The organism is Streptomyces sp. NPDC000878, from assembly GCF_053599695.1.
In genome coordinates, this window is record NZ_JBSFMT010000056.1 from 60,582 (window position 1) to 73,784 (window position 13,203).

Consider the following 13,203-nt stretch of genomic DNA (forward strand, 5'->3'; position numbering starts at 1 on the left):
GTGCATGCCTGAAAACACCCATGAGTTCGGGAAGTACGGTGCCCGGGGCATCAAGGGCAGCGCGGCCGTGGCCCGGCGGCTCGACATGCTGGCGGGCGGAATCGTCACGCCGATCACGGCGCGGCGCGGTCTGCTGGCCCGGCTGCACTACCTCACGCGCACCGACCATGCCAGGTCGGCGGCGCGGGAGGCGGGGCTGACGGTCACCGACCGCACGCTCAAGGCGTGGTTGGAGGGCAGGCGCAGCCCGTCGAAGCGGAACCTGGAGAAGATCGAGACGGCGTACTGGACGGTCCGCCGTCAGAACGTCGCCCGGTATCTCGTCGGGCGGCTCAACGCCCGGGGCCGTGGCACCCGCGTCGAACTGCACCCCCTCAACCAGTCCCAGGTGGACCGGCCGCGCCAGCGCGTCGTCGAGTTCCGCACCCTCAACATCCGGCACTGGGACCTGCTCGTCGAGGCCTGGTCCACCGGCGACACCCAGGCCTTCGACGACGCCTGGACCGACCAGATCGTCGACCTCGGCTCCCAGTGGGGCCAGTACGAGTACGTCACGAACGTCGGTTTCGCCGCCTGAACCCTGTCCCGGCCCCGAAGTCGACGATGAACTCGGCGGCGAACTCGGGGCCGGGCCGGCGCGAGATGATCGTGCCATGAACGAGATCATCCTGATGTCCGACGAGAAGGTGGCCGCCGTACCCGTCGTGGAGTGCGGCGAGCGTCTGGTGGAGGTGCGAGGCGCCCTGCTCACCGACGACCGGCAGCAACACGCGTCCGGCGGCGCCCAGTTCCACCTGAGGCAGGGCGTCCTCGACCGGCTGCTCGACGCGCAGGCGCTGCTTCCCGAGGGCATCCGGCTGCTGTTCGTCGAGGGCTATCGGCCGCCCGCCCTGCAACGCCGCTACTTCGACGGGTACTCCGCCGAACTGCGCGCCCAGCACCCCGGCTGGTCCGACGACCGGCTGCGCGCCGCCGCCAGCCGCTATGTCTCCCCGCCCGAGATCGCCCCGCACAGCGCGGGTGCCGCCGTCGACCTGACCCTCGCCGACGCCGACGGCCACGAACTCGACCTGGGCACCGCCATGAACGCCAACCCCGAGGACAGCGCGGGCGCCTGCTACACCCACGCCACCAACATCGACACCAAGGCCCGCACCCACCGGGAGATCCTCGGCAAGGCCCTCACCGAGGCCGGCCTGGTCAACTACCCCACGGAGTGGTGGCACTGGTCCTACGGCGACCGCTACTGGGCCCTGACGACAGGCGCCCCGGCAGCGCTGTACGGCCCCAAGGAACTGCCCCGCAGGCACGCCTGACGGCTGGAGCGAAGAGGTGGCTGGGGGACTCGGGTGCGCACCGCGCCCCGATAGGGGCGCGGGGAACTGCGCGACCAGCCCCCCCGACCCGCAGCCAAACGAACCACCCACGCACCGAAGCGCTCACCCCGAGAACGCGTTCACCCCCGTCAACTCAGCCGAAACCTCCCACAGCCGCGCAGCCGCCCCCGCATCGACCGCATAGTCCCGTACCCCACTGGTCTGATCCCCCGGCGTGGCGGGCTCAGCGACGTCACAGTCCTCGCAATAAACCCCGCCCATCCCCACCAGCTGCGGGGATGTCGCGGCCCACACCTGAGTGGCCGCACCCTGCTCGGGCGTCTTGAAGCCCGCCAGATCGAGCATGTTGCCCTCGGCGTCCCGCCAGCCGCGCTCGATCTGCTCGGCGATCGGGATGTGGCGCTGGAGCGGGGTGAAGATGGCGCCGGGGTGGAGGGAGAAGGTCCGTACGCCGACGTCGCGGCCGAGCCTGTCCAGGTGGACGGCGAACAGGACGTTGGCCGTCTTCGCCTGGCCGTACGCCTCCCACTTGTCGTAGCCGCGCTGCCAGTGGAGGTCGTCCCAGCGGATGCCGGAGAAGTGGTGGCCGCGCGAGGAGACGGAGACGACGCGGGCGCCGCCGGGCTCGATGGCCGGCCACAGCCGGTTGACGAGCGCGAAGTGGCCGAGGTGGTTAGTCGCGAACTGGGCTTCCCAGCCGGGGCCGACCCGGGTCTCGGGGCAGGCCATGATCCCGGCGTTGTCGATCACGAGGTCGAGGGTGCGCCCGGAGGCGAGGAAGCGGTCGGCGAAGGCGCGCACGCTCTCCAGGTCGCCGAGGTCGAGCGCGTCCACCTCGACGCCCTCGACGCCGGCCAGCTCCTCCCGTGCGTGCTCCGGGCGGCGGGCGGGTACGACGACCCGCGCGCCCGCCTTGGTGAGCGCGCGGGTGGTCTCCAGGCCGAGGCCCGAGTAGCCGCCCGTGACGAGCGCGAGCTTCCCGGACAGGTCGATGCCCGCGAGGACGTCGTCGGCGGTGCTCCGGGCATCGAAGCCCGAGCCGATCTTGTGCTGTGCGGTGGTCATGGACAGCACGCTACGAATTGGAGTGCGCTTGAAGTCAAGAGACCCCGCCGGGGCCGTCCCGGCGGACGAGGCCGGGGGAATGTCGGGCCCCTCATCGGCGGATGTGGGCCCTGGCCGGCGGCAACGCCGCTGGGGCCCCTGCGGGGGAGTGCTCCCGTCGGCGGAGGGCCCGTCGGCCCGGCGGCAGCCAGCTCTCGGGCGAGCGCCTCGTGGGTGTGCGTGAGCCTGCTGGAGTCGCCAGTCCGGCGGGAACGGCCGCTGGGGCACTCCGCCGCCCCGCGTCATCGGGACGACCCGCTGGTCGGGTCTTCAGTCCGGTGCCGGCAGCCGGTGGCAATGCCGCTGGGGCTCGCCGGGGCGTGCGCCCGTCGTGGGGCTGTGCAACCCCCACCGCCGGGCGTCATCGGGACGACCCGCCGGTCGGGCCTTGAGCCCGGTGGTGGCTCGCGCTCCCGGGTGCCTGATCGGCGGACGTGAGCCGGGCGAAGGCGGCAATCGGCGACAGCGTTGCTGGGGCCCCGGCTGGGAGAGTGCACCCGCCGCCGAGCGGCACATGCCCACTACCCCCCCCCCGTCACCGCAACGATCCCCCGACCCACCCTCAGCCCGGCGGCAGCCTGCGCTCCCGCGACCACTCCAGCAAGTCGTCCGCCGACCACGTCGTGACCACCCGCTCCGCGGGTACCCCGCACTCCTCCGCGCGGGCGCAGCCGTGGATCTGCCAGTCCAGCTGGCCGGGGGCGTGTGCGTCGGTGTCGATCGAGAACAGTGTGCCTGCCGCCACGGCCTGCCGGAGCAGTCGGCGCGGTGGGTCCAGTCGCTCCGGGCGGCTGTTGATCTCCACTGCCGTGCCCGTCTCGGCGCAGGCGGCGAACACCGCTTCCGCGTCGAACTCCGACTCCGGACGCGCCCGGCCCCCGCCCCGCTCGCCCCGCCCGCCACCGCCACCCCGGGGCTCCCGCCCCACCAGCAGCCGCCCGGTGCAGTGCCCGAGCACGTCCGACAGTGGATTGCGTACGGCGGCCACCATCCGGCGGGTCATCGAGCGGGCGTCCATGCGCAGCTTGGAGTGGACGGACACCACCACGACGTCCAGCAGATCCAGGAGGTCGGGGTCCTGGTCCAGGGAGCCGTCGTCGAGGATGTCGCACTCGATACCGGTGAGCAGCCGGAACGGCGCCCAGGTCGCGTTCAGTTCCTCGATCAGCGCCAGTTGCTCGCGCAGGCGGTCGGCGGACAGGCCCCGGGCCACCGTGAGGCGCGGTGAGTGATCGGTGAGCACGGCCCACTCGTGCCCGAGCCGCGCCGCCGTGCGGCCCATCTCCTCGATCGGGCTGCCGCCGTCCGACCAGTCGGAGTGCAGATGACAGTCCCCGCGCAGCAGTGCCCGCAGGCGTTCCCCGTCCCCGAGAGGCGGGGTCACCCCCTGCTCGCGCTCCAGTTTCTCCAGGTAGGCGGGCACCTGCCCGGCCAGCGCCTCGCGCACCACCTGCGCGGTCTTCGGGCCGATTCCCTTGAGGGACTCCAGCGTGCCGGTGTCGGCCCGCTGCCGTATCTCCTCCGGGGACAGCTCCGCCAGCACGTCGATCGCGGTACGGAACGCACGTACGCGATACGTGGGGGCCAGGGAGCGCTCCAGCAGGAAGGCGATCCGGTCCAGCGCCTCGACGGGATCCAGTGACATCGCCATCGTCACCTCCGCCTCCAGCGTGGCGCGGGCTCGGCGGGCCCGCATCACGGAGGGGGCGGAGGAGGCTGTCACGGGCGCGCCCGGTGGCCGGTACATGATGGCCGGATTCGCTCTACGCTCTATGCATGACCGAAATCGGGAGCCCGTACATCGCTCACCCGCGGATCATGGTGCTCGGGGTGCAGCCGGGCATGCCGCCGTTCCGCATCATCGAGATCGACGGGGAGGTGGTCGGTGCGGCGCGGGCGCTCACCGATGTGCTGGTGGTCGCCGCCGCGGCCGGCATCACGGTCCATGATCTCGACGATCCGGACTTGATCCGCTGGGTCGGCGGCGACAAACTCACCTGGACCAGAAGGCAGAGATAGCTACGTCCGTTTATTCGTCTTCGGCGCGTGCACCGCGCGGCTGAGCCGGCGGCCGAGAAGCAGGTAACCGATCAGGGCGCCCGTGGTGTTGAGGATGACGTCGTCGATGTCGAAGGCGCGCCCGGTGATCAGCAAGCCCTGGGCCAGCTCGACCATGAGCATGACGGTCGCGGTCAGGAACAGCACCCGCAGGACGCCCCGTGCCTTGGGCAGAATGATGGGCACCAGGAGGCCGAAGGGCACGCCCAGCAGCACGTTCCCGCCGATCTGCCGGATGGCGTCCCGCATCTCGGGCTGGTCCAGATACGCGCGCAGCGAGCGGCCCGGATGAAGGTTCGTGTGGGTCAGCGCCTCGGACGCCGGGGACGGCTCCAGGGTCAGCCGGGCCAGGATCACGGCGAACGCCACCATGAACACGAAGGCACACAGAACCGTCAGCAGCCGGGCCAGGAAGACGAACGGACGGCGCTTCGGCGGAGCCTTCTCGGGAGGTTTGGGGGAGGCCTTCGGCGGGGTCGTCGAGGCCCTCCGGGTCCTCCAGGGGAACTTGGACGCGGACTTCGACGGCGACTTCGGCGGTGATTTGGTTGTCGGCTCCTGTGAGGTCTCGGGCGGCTTGCTCGCGGCCTTCGCGGGGCGCAGGCGCAGCGCGGCGAGGGAGCGCGGAGCTGATCGGGCCATCAACGTCCTCCGGTCTTCAACTGACCCCCGTGCAACGGCGGTTACCCCCGATCAGGCCGGGGACTCCGCTCCGGCCTGCCCGGATCCGAGAACCCGGGCAGGCCGGTTTCCCTCAGGTGTCGTAGGTCACGGTCACCGTGGTGAAGCCGAGCGAGCCGAGCAGGCCCTTGAGCATGGCCGTGGTGTTCTCCTCGGCGCGCGCGGTCAGACCGCTCTCCTTCGCCGCGTCGCCGATGTGCCGGGCCGCCAGCTTCTGGACGGCCTGTTCGTCGTTCGGGTTGTCGGAGAAGAGATCGGTTATCCGGTCGAAGATTCCGCGCTGCTTGGAGACGGCGTAGGAGCGGTCCGGGTTCAGCGCGGGCTTTCCGAGTGCCGAGTGCGGCAGCCGGAGCGTCGCGGTCGTACGGTCCTTGTTGACCGTCACGTCGTCCTTCGCGATCTTGCCGAGATCGACATAGGCGTCGACCGTGCCCGCACCCACGTAGAGCACCCGGGTGCCCTTGATCGCGTCGGGCAGATACTTGGTGTCCTTCTCCAGGTCCACGACGACCTGGAAGTTGCCGGATGCCGCCTCGTAACGGCTCATGTCCTGGATGGATTCGAGGAGCGCGGGCCCTGAACGGTCGTTCGTCTCCTCGCCGAAGATGTCCCCCAGCCCCGGAAGCACCGCCAGCCGTAGCCCGGCCAGCAACAGCACGAACACCAGCACCACGGCACTCAGCACCTTGGCCCAAACAGGCATGCGTCGCACGGCCTTGATGGACGTCGTCATGGCGACGGACCCCTTTCTTCCTGCGTACTGAACCGGATGCCCGCCAAATGCCTCGCCAGACCGCTCTGTTGATGGATCGGGACAATTGAGAGGGGGCCTACCGGAGTGCGCGGTCGCCCGACGGGCGCGACCACCACACGCCCTCCCCGTGCGTCAGCCCCGGCAGCCGCAGCTCCGCCTCGCGCACCCGGCGGGCCGCCAGCGCACCGGTGAGGTGCCAGATGGCCCCGCCTTCCGTGGTCCCGCCTGCCGTGGTGGGGCCGAACGCCGCGCCGAGGGACGCCAGCAGACCGGTCACCGGGGCCAGCGCGCTGGACGGGATCTCCAGCTCGAAGGCGTGGTACGGCTCGTACACCCGAGTCCCCGCCCGCTCCAGCGCACGGCGCAGCACCACCGGCGTGAGCGCCCGGAAGTCCGCGGCGGTGCTGAGCGGCCCGACGAACCCGGAGCGGACGAGGACGACCCGGCAGTCCGTGACCGGCCACTCGTGCGGTCCGGCCAGCAGACTCGCGTGGACCGTGTCCTCGATCGCCTGGTGGAACGCCCGGGGGAGCGCGCCGAGTTCGGTCTCGTACGTGAACACCGCGCCCGAGCCGAGCGGTCCCGGCTCGACACGCAGCCCGACCGTCGCGAAGCAGCGGGTGCGGTCGAGCCACGGCAACTCCTCGTACGCCTCACCGGTGCCCGCGGGCCGCTCCAGGAACCGGACTCGGCTCGCCTCGAACTCGGCGTCGATGCCGAAGTCCTGGGCCAGGATGGCGGCGAGGACCTCCTTCTGGACCTCCCCGTACAGCAGCAGCGCCGTGCTGCCGTCGGGCGCCGGACGGGCGTGGATCAGCGGGTCCTGGTCGGCCAGGGTCAGCAGCGCCGCACGCAGCCGCGCCGATTGCTCCGGGTGTCGGGCCCGGACCAGGGTCTCCAGGGTCGGGGGCGCGAACTGCGGGGCGCGGTCGGTGAGTTCGCCGAGCCGGTCGCCGACGCGGACGGCGCCGATACCGGACAGGGTGGCGATGTTCCCGGCGGTGAGCGGGCCCCGGCGGCCGATCACGTCGAGGCCGGTGACCCGGCCGGGGACCTCGGTGGTCCGGCCGTCGGCCGCGCGCCGCAGGAACGTCAGCCGCTGACGCTCCGTCACCTCACCCTCGTACAGCCGCAGATACGCCGTTCGCCCGCCGTCCGGTGCGGGGCGGACGGCGAACACCGTGCCGCGCGGGGGCGCGTCGGTGGCGGTCGGCGTGGGGCGGGGGAGCAGCCTGGTCAGGGCCTCGACGAGTTCGGGTACGCCCTGGCCGCCCAGCGCGGAGCCGAAGAGGAGCGGGTGGAGCGAGCCGTCGGCGGTGCGGGCGGCTAGGTCGTGTCCGCAAAGTCCCGTCGTCCGCCCGGAGGGCGGGCCCGGCGGCGTCTGGTGCGTGCTCTCGGCGTGCCGGGCGGAGACCCTCGTACTGGTTGTACGTGGGGCTTCGCACGGTGCGGCGAGAGTGCGTGCCAGGCGTCGCCGGGCAGGCGGGACTTTGCGGACACGGCCTAGGGCCTTGGCCAGCTCGTCCGGGGTGGGTGCCGGGCCGTCCACGACCGCCGCGAGGATGTCAGGGTCGACCTCGGCGATCGCCTCCGCGATGTTCGTCAGGGGCCGGGTGCGGGCGGCCGGGGTGCCGACGGCGTCGACGTCGGTGAGCGGGACGATGTGCGGGGTGAGACGGCGGCGGATGTCCGTGAGCAGGGCTTCGGAACGGGCGCCCGCGCGGTCGATCTTGTTGACGAAGACCAGCGTGGGCAGCCGCAGCCGCCGCAGCGTCCTCATCAGCACGCGCGTCTGGGCCTGGACGCCCTCCACTGCCGACAGCAGCAGCACCGCGCCGTCCAGGACCTCCAGGGCGCGCTCGACCTCGGCGACGAAGTCGGAGTGCCCCGGGGTGTCGATGAGGTTGATCTGGGTGTCGGCGGCAGTGAACGCGGCGACTGCCGAACGGATGGTGATTCCGCGCTCGCGCTCGATCGCGCCGTCGTCCGTACGGGTGTCGCCGGCGTCGACGCTGCCGAGCCGGTCGATCGCGCCCGCGTCGAACAGCAGCCGCTCGGTGAGGCTGGTCTTACCGGCGTCGACGTGGGCCAGGATCCCGATGTTCAGGGTGTGCGAGATGGGCACGGAGTGCATGGGCGGTCGAGTCCTCAAGAACTGTGGTCCGGCATGGGCGGCGGAGAGTTCCGAGGAAACGGCGCATTCCGTGCTCCTGAGGTCGGGGAGAGCCGGGGAGATTCGGCCGCCGCCATCATGGCGTGGCCCCGGCGGGCGGTCGCAACCGATTTTCGCGGCACGGAGTGCCAGGGGCGGCCAGTACGATGGGCCGTGGCCGACCGGAATGATCATGCGAGGAGCGGTTCGTGCGAGACATCGCCGTGTTCAGCGGTAGTGCCCATCCCGAGCTGGCGGCCGAGGTCTGCGAGCACCTGGGCGTGCCGCTGCGGCCGACCCAGGTCAGCCGGTTCGCCAACGACTGCCTGGAGGTGCAGCTCCAGGCGAACTGCCGGGAGCGGGACGTCTTCCTCGTCCAGCCACTGGTCGTTCCCGTCCAGGAACACCTCGTCGAGCTGCTGATGATGTGCGACGCGGCGCGCGGGGCGTCCGCCGGGCGGATTTCGGTCGTCATGCCGCACTACGCCTACGCCCGCTCCGACAAGAAGGACATGCCCCGGATCTCGCTCGGCGGGCGCCTGGTCGCGGATCTGCTGGTCGCGGCCGGCGCGAGCCGCGTCCTCGCGATGACCCTGCACTCCCCGCAGGTCCACGGCTTCTTCTCGGTGCCGGTCGACCATCTGCACGCGCTGCGCGAACTCGCCGCACACTTCCGCCAGTACGACCTGTCCCGGACGACGGTCGTCTCGCCCGACCTCGGCAACGCCAAGGAGGCCGCGCACTTCGCCCGGCTGATCGGCGCCGAGGTGGCCGCCGGGGCCAAGCAGCGGTTCGCGGACGACCGGGTGAGCATCAGCTCCGTGATCGGCAAGGTCACCGGACGGGACGTCATCGTGCTGGACGACGAGATCGCCAAGGGCAGCACGGTCCTCGAACTCCTGGAACGGCTGCGGGAGTTGGAGCCGCGATCCATCCGGGTCGCCTGTACCCACGGGCTGTTCGCGGCGGGTGCGCTGAAGCGGCTGAGCGAGCAGCCCGACGTGCTGGAGATCGTGTGCACCAACACCGTGCCGATCCTGGAGGAGGAGCGCACCGAGAAGCTGAAGGTGCTCTCCATCGCCCCGGCGCTCGCCGAGGCCGTGCGTCGCATTCACAACGGTGAGTCCGTCAGCGCCCTGTTCGACGCCCCGGGAACCTGATGCGGGCATCACCATCTCGGCAGCGGACGCGGGTCAGGTCACGAAGATCCTGAAGTAGGCGCGCCGTGGTCGGGTCGGTGCCCGGCGGGGGTCATAACGTGCCGGACGTGGCCTCGGGCTGGCCCAGGGCCGCGTCCAGCGAGGCCGCGGGCGGCAGCACCGTGGCCAGGCCGGTCACCTTGAGGACGCGCAGGGTGAGCGGATGCGTGCAGACCAGATGGAGACGGCCGTCGTGGCTGAGCACACGGTGGCGGGCCCGGTACAGCAGGCGCAGTCCCGAGCAGTCGAAGAACTCGACATCCGACAGGTCGATCACGACCCGGGCGTCCGGATGCCCGGTCGCCGCGTCCAGGTGCGGGATGATCTCGACGGCCGCGGCGATGTCGATCTCGCCGTGGAACTCCAGCACGGTGTGACCACGGTCTTCGTGGACACGCAGATGCCGGGTGGGCGGTGCAGGATCCTGCTGCACTACGACATCGCCTCCAACCGCCTGCTGAGGTGGCGGGACCCGCAGATGAGGGCACAAGTGACTTCCCCGCCCTGCAAGTTACCCTCGATGGAGTGAATTTGAGCATGTTCGATTGACATATGTCTGTGAAATCGATGCGAGTCTCGCACGCGTTCTCCCGCGATCTGCGGGGCGGGACTACGACAGCGAGTGCCAGGCCTTGGACAGTGCCTGACGGAACTGGTCCGCCTGGTGCGAGGTGAGGTCGCGGATCATCCGCTCCTCCAGCTCCCGCACGGGCTCGGTGAAGCGGTCGAGCAGCTCGCGGCCGGCGTCGGTCAGCAGGATCAGCAGCTCTCTGCGATTGCGCGGATTGCGCTCCCGGCGCACGAGCCCGCGGTTCTCCAGGGACCGGACGAGATCGGCGATGGACTGCGCGGTGACGAAGGAGTCACGGGCCAGCTGGGCCGCGGAGAGGCCGTCGTGTCGCTCCAGGACGGTGAGCGAGGTGTACTGGAGTGCGGTGATTCCAGCCGGTCTGACCAGCTCGTCCAGATGGGAGCGGACTACTAGCTCCACCTGCTTGACCATGTAGAGCAGTGAGGGGGGTGCCTTGGTGCTGACCATGGATCGAGACTAGAGCATTGACAGGAAACCTGTCTGTAATCAGACTGCGGACCAACAGGAATCCTGTTGATTGAAATCTTGGCGACGATGCTGAGGAGCGGTGATGACCACCTTCGAGATCGAACCCGGGCGACTGTTCGTCGGAGGGCAGTGGCGCGAGGCGGCGGACGGCGCACGGACCGAGGTGGTCGACCCGTCCCGGGGTACGGTCCTCACGACCGTCGCGGAGGCGTCGGCGGCCGACGTGGACGCGGCCGTGCGGGCGGCGCGCGAGGCCTTCGACAACGGCCCGTGGGCCAGGACGAGCGGACGCGAGCGCGGCCGGATCCTGAACCGGGTCGCCCAGCTGATCCGGGAGAACGCGGACGACATCGCGCGGCTCGAGAGCCTCGACGTGGGCAAGCCGATCAGCCTGTGCCACGCGGTCGACGTGACGAACGTGGCCAACGACTACGAGTACTTCGCCGCCCTCGCCTTCTCCCTCGACGGCGCGACCCGCGAGACGGTCCACAACGCCCTCGCCTACACCAAGCGTGACCCGATCGGCGTCGTCGCCGCGATCACACCCTTCAACTTCCCGCTGATCCTGGCCGGTTCGAAGATCGGCCCGGCGCTGGCCGCCGGCAACACGGTGGTGCACAAGCCCGCCGACGAGACCCCGCTCAGCGCCCTGTACATGGCCAAACTGTTCCAGGAGGCGGGCGTCCCCGACGGCGTGGTCAACGTCGTCACGGGCACCGGCCCGGTGGCCGGCGAGGCGCTCCTCCGCCACGCAGGCGTCGACAAGATCGCCTTCACCGGCTCCACCGCCATCGGCCGCCATGTGGCGAGCGCGGCTGGCGAGGCGCTCAAGCCGGTCACCATGGAGCTGGGCGGCAACGCGGCACACATCGTCTTCGAGGACGCCGACGTCGAGAAAGCGGTCGGCGCGGTCATCAAGGGCTTCGTCTTCAACACCGGACAGTTCTGCATGGGCGGCCCGCGACTGCTGGTCGCGCGCCCGGTGTACGAGACCCTGATCGGCATCCTCGCCGACGCGGTGCCCGGCGTCCCCGTCGGCGACCCGAGGCAGCCCGAGACGGTGGTCGGCCCGATGGCGGGGGAGAAGCACCTGCGCAAGGTCGAGGAGTACGTGGCGCTGGCCCGCAAGGAGGGCGCCCGGATCGTCTGCGGCGGCGAGCGGCTCGACCTGGACGGCGGCTACTACTACAAGCCGACGGTGATCGCCGACCTGGCCAACGACTCCCGGGTCGTGCAGGAGGAGATCTTCGGCCCGGTCCTCACCGTCCAGCCCTTCGACTCCGAGGACGAGGCGGTCCAGCTCGCCAACTCCACGCCGTACGGCCTGGCTTCGGGCGTCCAGACCACCAACCTCGCCCGCGCCCACCGGGTCGCGAACCGGCTCCAGGCGGGCATCGTCTGGATCAACGACTGGGCGATGCTCGACCCCGCGATCCCCTTCGGCGGCGTCAAGGACTCCGGCTTCGGCCGCGAGTACGGCCCCGAGGCGCTCGCGTCCTACACGAAGGTCAAGTCCGTGGTCGTCTCGCTGGACTGAGCGCCAGCTGTCTCGCATTCACGCCAACTCGTTCAGCCCGTAAGGGAGTTCAGTATGTCCATCACCACCCGTGCCGCGGTCGTCGAGTCCGGCGGTGCGCCCTTCACCCTCTCCGACGTCGAACTGGCCGAGCCCGCGCCCACCGAGGCGCTCGTACGTCTGGTCGCAACAGGCCTGTGTCACACGGACCTCGGTGTGGCGAGCGGCGGACTGCCCTTCCCCCTCCCCGGAGTTCTGGGGCACGAGGGCGCGGGCGTCGTCGAGGCGGTCGGCTCCGCCGTCACCGGCATCGAGCCCGGCGACCATGTCGTCCTCTCTTTCACCTCCTGCGGCGGCTGTCGCAACTGCCGTGACGGGCACCCCGCGTACTGCGTGGCCTGGCTGCCGCTGAACCTCCTCGGGGGCCGGCGGGCCGACGGCACCGCCACGATCAGCCGCGACGGCACGGAGCTGGGCGGCCACTTCTTCGGCCAGTCCTCGTTCGCCGAGCGGGCGTTGGTCGACCAGCGCAGCCTGGTCAAGGTCGACCCGGACGTACCGCTGGAGTCGATCGCCCCGCTGGGCTGCGGCGTCCAGACGGGCGTCGGCGCCGTCTGGAACGTCCTGAAGCCGGGTCTGGGCAGCACGGTCCTGGTCCTCGGCGCCGGTGCGGTGGGCCTGTCGGCGGTCATGGCGGCGGCGCTCACCCCCGCGACGAGGATCATCGCCGTGGACAGGGTCGGTGAACGGCTGTCGCTGGCGCGGGAGTTGGGCGCGACGCACACGATCAACGCGGGAGAGTCGGACCTCGCAGAGGCGGTGGCGCGAATCACCGACGGCCAGGGTGTCGACGGTGTCGTCGAGACGACCGGCAGTGTCGCGGTCCTCCGCCAGGGCGTCGACGCGCTCGCCCAGCGGGGCACGCTCGTCGTGGTCGGGGCCCCGCCGTTCGGTACGGAGGTCGCCCTGGACGTCAACGGGATGCTCGGCGGCAAGCGCGTCGTGGGCCTCACCCTGGGCGACGTCGAGACCCAGACCTTCATCCCTGCCCTGGTGGAGCTGGTGAAGGCGGGCAGGCTTCCGCTGGACCGCCTGATCAGCACGTACCCGTTCGCGGACATCGACCAGGCGGTACGGGACATGAGCGCCGGCAAGACGATCAAGCCGGTCCTGACCTTCGGCTGACCGGCTGTCCCTGAGGTCTGTCCGTGCGGCGGGCACATGCTGCTTTTCGCCCCCGCCGCCCCTACCCGTCCCATCCCTGGGGGCTGCCGCCCCCAGACCCCCGCTGTCGGCCTGAACGGCCTCGTCCTCAAACGCCGGACGGGCTGGGGTGCCTGGG

At 71.0% G+C, this 13,203-nt stretch carries 13 protein-coding genes; 6 read left to right on the forward strand and 7 right to left on the reverse strand.

What is annotated here, in order from left to right; genetic code table 11:
• Positions 1-4: 4 nt before the first annotated feature.
• Positions 5-577 carry a transcriptional regulator gene (locus ACWDR4_RS35675; protein ID WP_450414607.1) on the forward strand — a complete coding sequence of 191 codons (573 nt, stop codon included), beginning with the start codon at positions 5-7 and terminating at the stop codon, positions 575-577.
• A gap of 76 nt (positions 578-653) precedes the next feature.
• Positions 654-1,316 (forward strand): M15 family metallopeptidase, encoded by a 663-nt coding sequence (locus ACWDR4_RS35680; RefSeq protein ID WP_450414608.1) that lies wholly within the window; start codon positions 654-656, stop codon positions 1,314-1,316.
• Between the two features lie 123 nt (positions 1,317-1,439).
• On the opposite strand, the gene ACWDR4_RS35685 is transcribed toward ACWDR4_RS35680, so the two are convergent.
• Both ACWDR4_RS35685 and ACWDR4_RS35690 read right to left on the reverse strand, forming a co-directional pair.
• On the reverse strand, positions 1,440-2,402 hold the full coding sequence (locus ACWDR4_RS35685) for an SDR family NAD(P)-dependent oxidoreductase (protein WP_450414610.1): 963 nt from the start codon (positions 2,400-2,402) through the stop codon (positions 1,440-1,442).
• Between the two features lie 601 nt (positions 2,403-3,003).
• Positions 3,004-4,080, reverse strand: a complete 1,077-nt coding sequence (locus tag ACWDR4_RS35690) for a PHP domain-containing protein (protein WP_450414632.1) — start codon at positions 4,078-4,080, stop codon at positions 3,004-3,006.
• 137 nt (positions 4,081-4,217) lie between these two features.
• On the opposite strand from ACWDR4_RS35690, the gene ACWDR4_RS35695 reads away from it, so the two are divergent.
• Complete coding sequence (locus ACWDR4_RS35695) at positions 4,218-4,460, forward strand: hypothetical protein (RefSeq protein ID WP_450414612.1); 243 nt, start codon at positions 4,218-4,220, stop codon at positions 4,458-4,460.
• Here ACWDR4_RS35695 and ACWDR4_RS35700 read toward each other — a convergent pair whose 3' ends face one another.
• The 3 genes from ACWDR4_RS35700 to ACWDR4_RS35710 all read right to left on the reverse strand — a co-directional run bounded on the left by ACWDR4_RS35700 (position 4,461) and on the right by ACWDR4_RS35710 (position 8,068).
• Positions 4,461-5,141 (reverse strand): VanZ family protein, encoded by a 681-nt coding sequence (locus tag ACWDR4_RS35700; RefSeq protein WP_450414614.1) that lies wholly within the window; start codon positions 5,139-5,141, stop codon positions 4,461-4,463.
• 112 nt (positions 5,142-5,253) lie between these two features.
• Entirely contained in the window at positions 5,254-5,913 is a 660-nt protein-coding gene (locus ACWDR4_RS35705) for a DUF4230 domain-containing protein (RefSeq protein ID WP_450414616.1), read from the reverse strand.
• Positions 5,914-6,010: 97 nt separating this feature from the next.
• The gene (locus tag ACWDR4_RS35710) at positions 6,011-8,068 is read right to left on the reverse strand and encodes a GTP-binding protein (protein WP_450414618.1); all 2,058 of its coding nucleotides are present in this window, start codon (positions 8,066-8,068) and stop codon (positions 6,011-6,013) included.
• A gap of 227 nt (positions 8,069-8,295) precedes the next feature.
• Between ACWDR4_RS35710 and ACWDR4_RS35715 the strand changes: the two genes are divergently transcribed.
• Positions 8,296-9,246, forward strand: coding sequence for a ribose-phosphate diphosphokinase (locus ACWDR4_RS35715; RefSeq protein ID WP_450414620.1), 951 nt, complete (start codon positions 8,296-8,298; stop codon positions 9,244-9,246).
• A 91-nt stretch (positions 9,247-9,337) separates the two neighbouring features.
• Here the strand turns inward: ACWDR4_RS35715 and ACWDR4_RS35720 are convergent, their stop codons facing one another.
• Positions 9,338-9,718 (reverse strand): anti-sigma factor antagonist, encoded by a 381-nt coding sequence (locus ACWDR4_RS35720; RefSeq protein ID WP_450414622.1) that lies wholly within the window; start codon positions 9,716-9,718, stop codon positions 9,338-9,340.
• 177 nt (positions 9,719-9,895) lie between these two features.
• A complete protein-coding gene (locus ACWDR4_RS35725; RefSeq protein WP_450414624.1) occupies positions 9,896-10,324 on the reverse strand; it encodes a MarR family winged helix-turn-helix transcriptional regulator in 429 nt (142 codons plus the stop codon).
• A 103-nt stretch (positions 10,325-10,427) separates the two neighbouring features.
• Between ACWDR4_RS35725 and ACWDR4_RS35730 the strand changes: the two genes are divergently transcribed.
• Both ACWDR4_RS35730 and ACWDR4_RS35735 read left to right on the forward strand, forming a co-directional pair.
• The gene (locus tag ACWDR4_RS35730; RefSeq protein ID WP_450414626.1) at positions 10,428-11,882 is read left to right on the forward strand and encodes an aldehyde dehydrogenase family protein; all 1,455 of its coding nucleotides are present in this window, start codon (positions 10,428-10,430) and stop codon (positions 11,880-11,882) included.
• A 54-nt stretch (positions 11,883-11,936) separates the two neighbouring features.
• A complete protein-coding gene (locus ACWDR4_RS35735) occupies positions 11,937-13,046 on the forward strand; it encodes an NAD(P)-dependent alcohol dehydrogenase (RefSeq protein WP_450414628.1) in 1,110 nt (369 codons plus the stop codon).
• Positions 13,047-13,203 lie beyond the last annotated feature (157 nt).

What these genes read in the sequence shown, in the direction of transcription:
- ACWDR4_RS35675 (WP_450414607.1), top strand. Translation starts at nt 5, where the DNA reads ATGCCTGAAAACACCCATGAGTTCGGGAAGTACGGTGCCCGGGGCATC.
- ACWDR4_RS35680 (WP_450414608.1), top strand. Translation starts at nt 654, where the DNA reads ATGAACGAGATCATCCTGATGTCCGACGAGAAGGTGGCCGCCGTACCC.
- ACWDR4_RS35685 (WP_450414610.1), bottom strand. Translation starts at nt 2,402, where the DNA reads ATGACCACCGCACAGCACAAGATCGGCTCGGGCTTCGATGCCCGGAGC.
- ACWDR4_RS35695 (WP_450414612.1), top strand. Translation starts at nt 4,218, where the DNA reads ATGACCGAAATCGGGAGCCCGTACATCGCTCACCCGCGGATCATGGTG.
- ACWDR4_RS35700 (WP_450414614.1), bottom strand. Translation starts at nt 5,141, where the DNA reads ATGGCCCGATCAGCTCCGCGCTCCCTCGCCGCGCTGCGCCTGCGCCCC.
- ACWDR4_RS35705 (WP_450414616.1), bottom strand. Translation starts at nt 5,913, where the DNA reads ATGACGACGTCCATCAAGGCCGTGCGACGCATGCCTGTTTGGGCCAAG.
- ACWDR4_RS35710 (WP_450414618.1), bottom strand. Translation starts at nt 8,068, where the DNA reads ATGCACTCCGTGCCCATCTCGCACACCCTGAACATCGGGATCCTGGCC.
- ACWDR4_RS35725 (WP_450414624.1), bottom strand. Translation starts at nt 10,324, where the DNA reads ATGGTCAGCACCAAGGCACCCCCCTCACTGCTCTACATGGTCAAGCAG.
- ACWDR4_RS35730 (WP_450414626.1), top strand. Translation starts at nt 10,428, where the DNA reads ATGACCACCTTCGAGATCGAACCCGGGCGACTGTTCGTCGGAGGGCAG.
- ACWDR4_RS35735 (WP_450414628.1), top strand. Translation starts at nt 11,937, where the DNA reads ATGTCCATCACCACCCGTGCCGCGGTCGTCGAGTCCGGCGGTGCGCCC.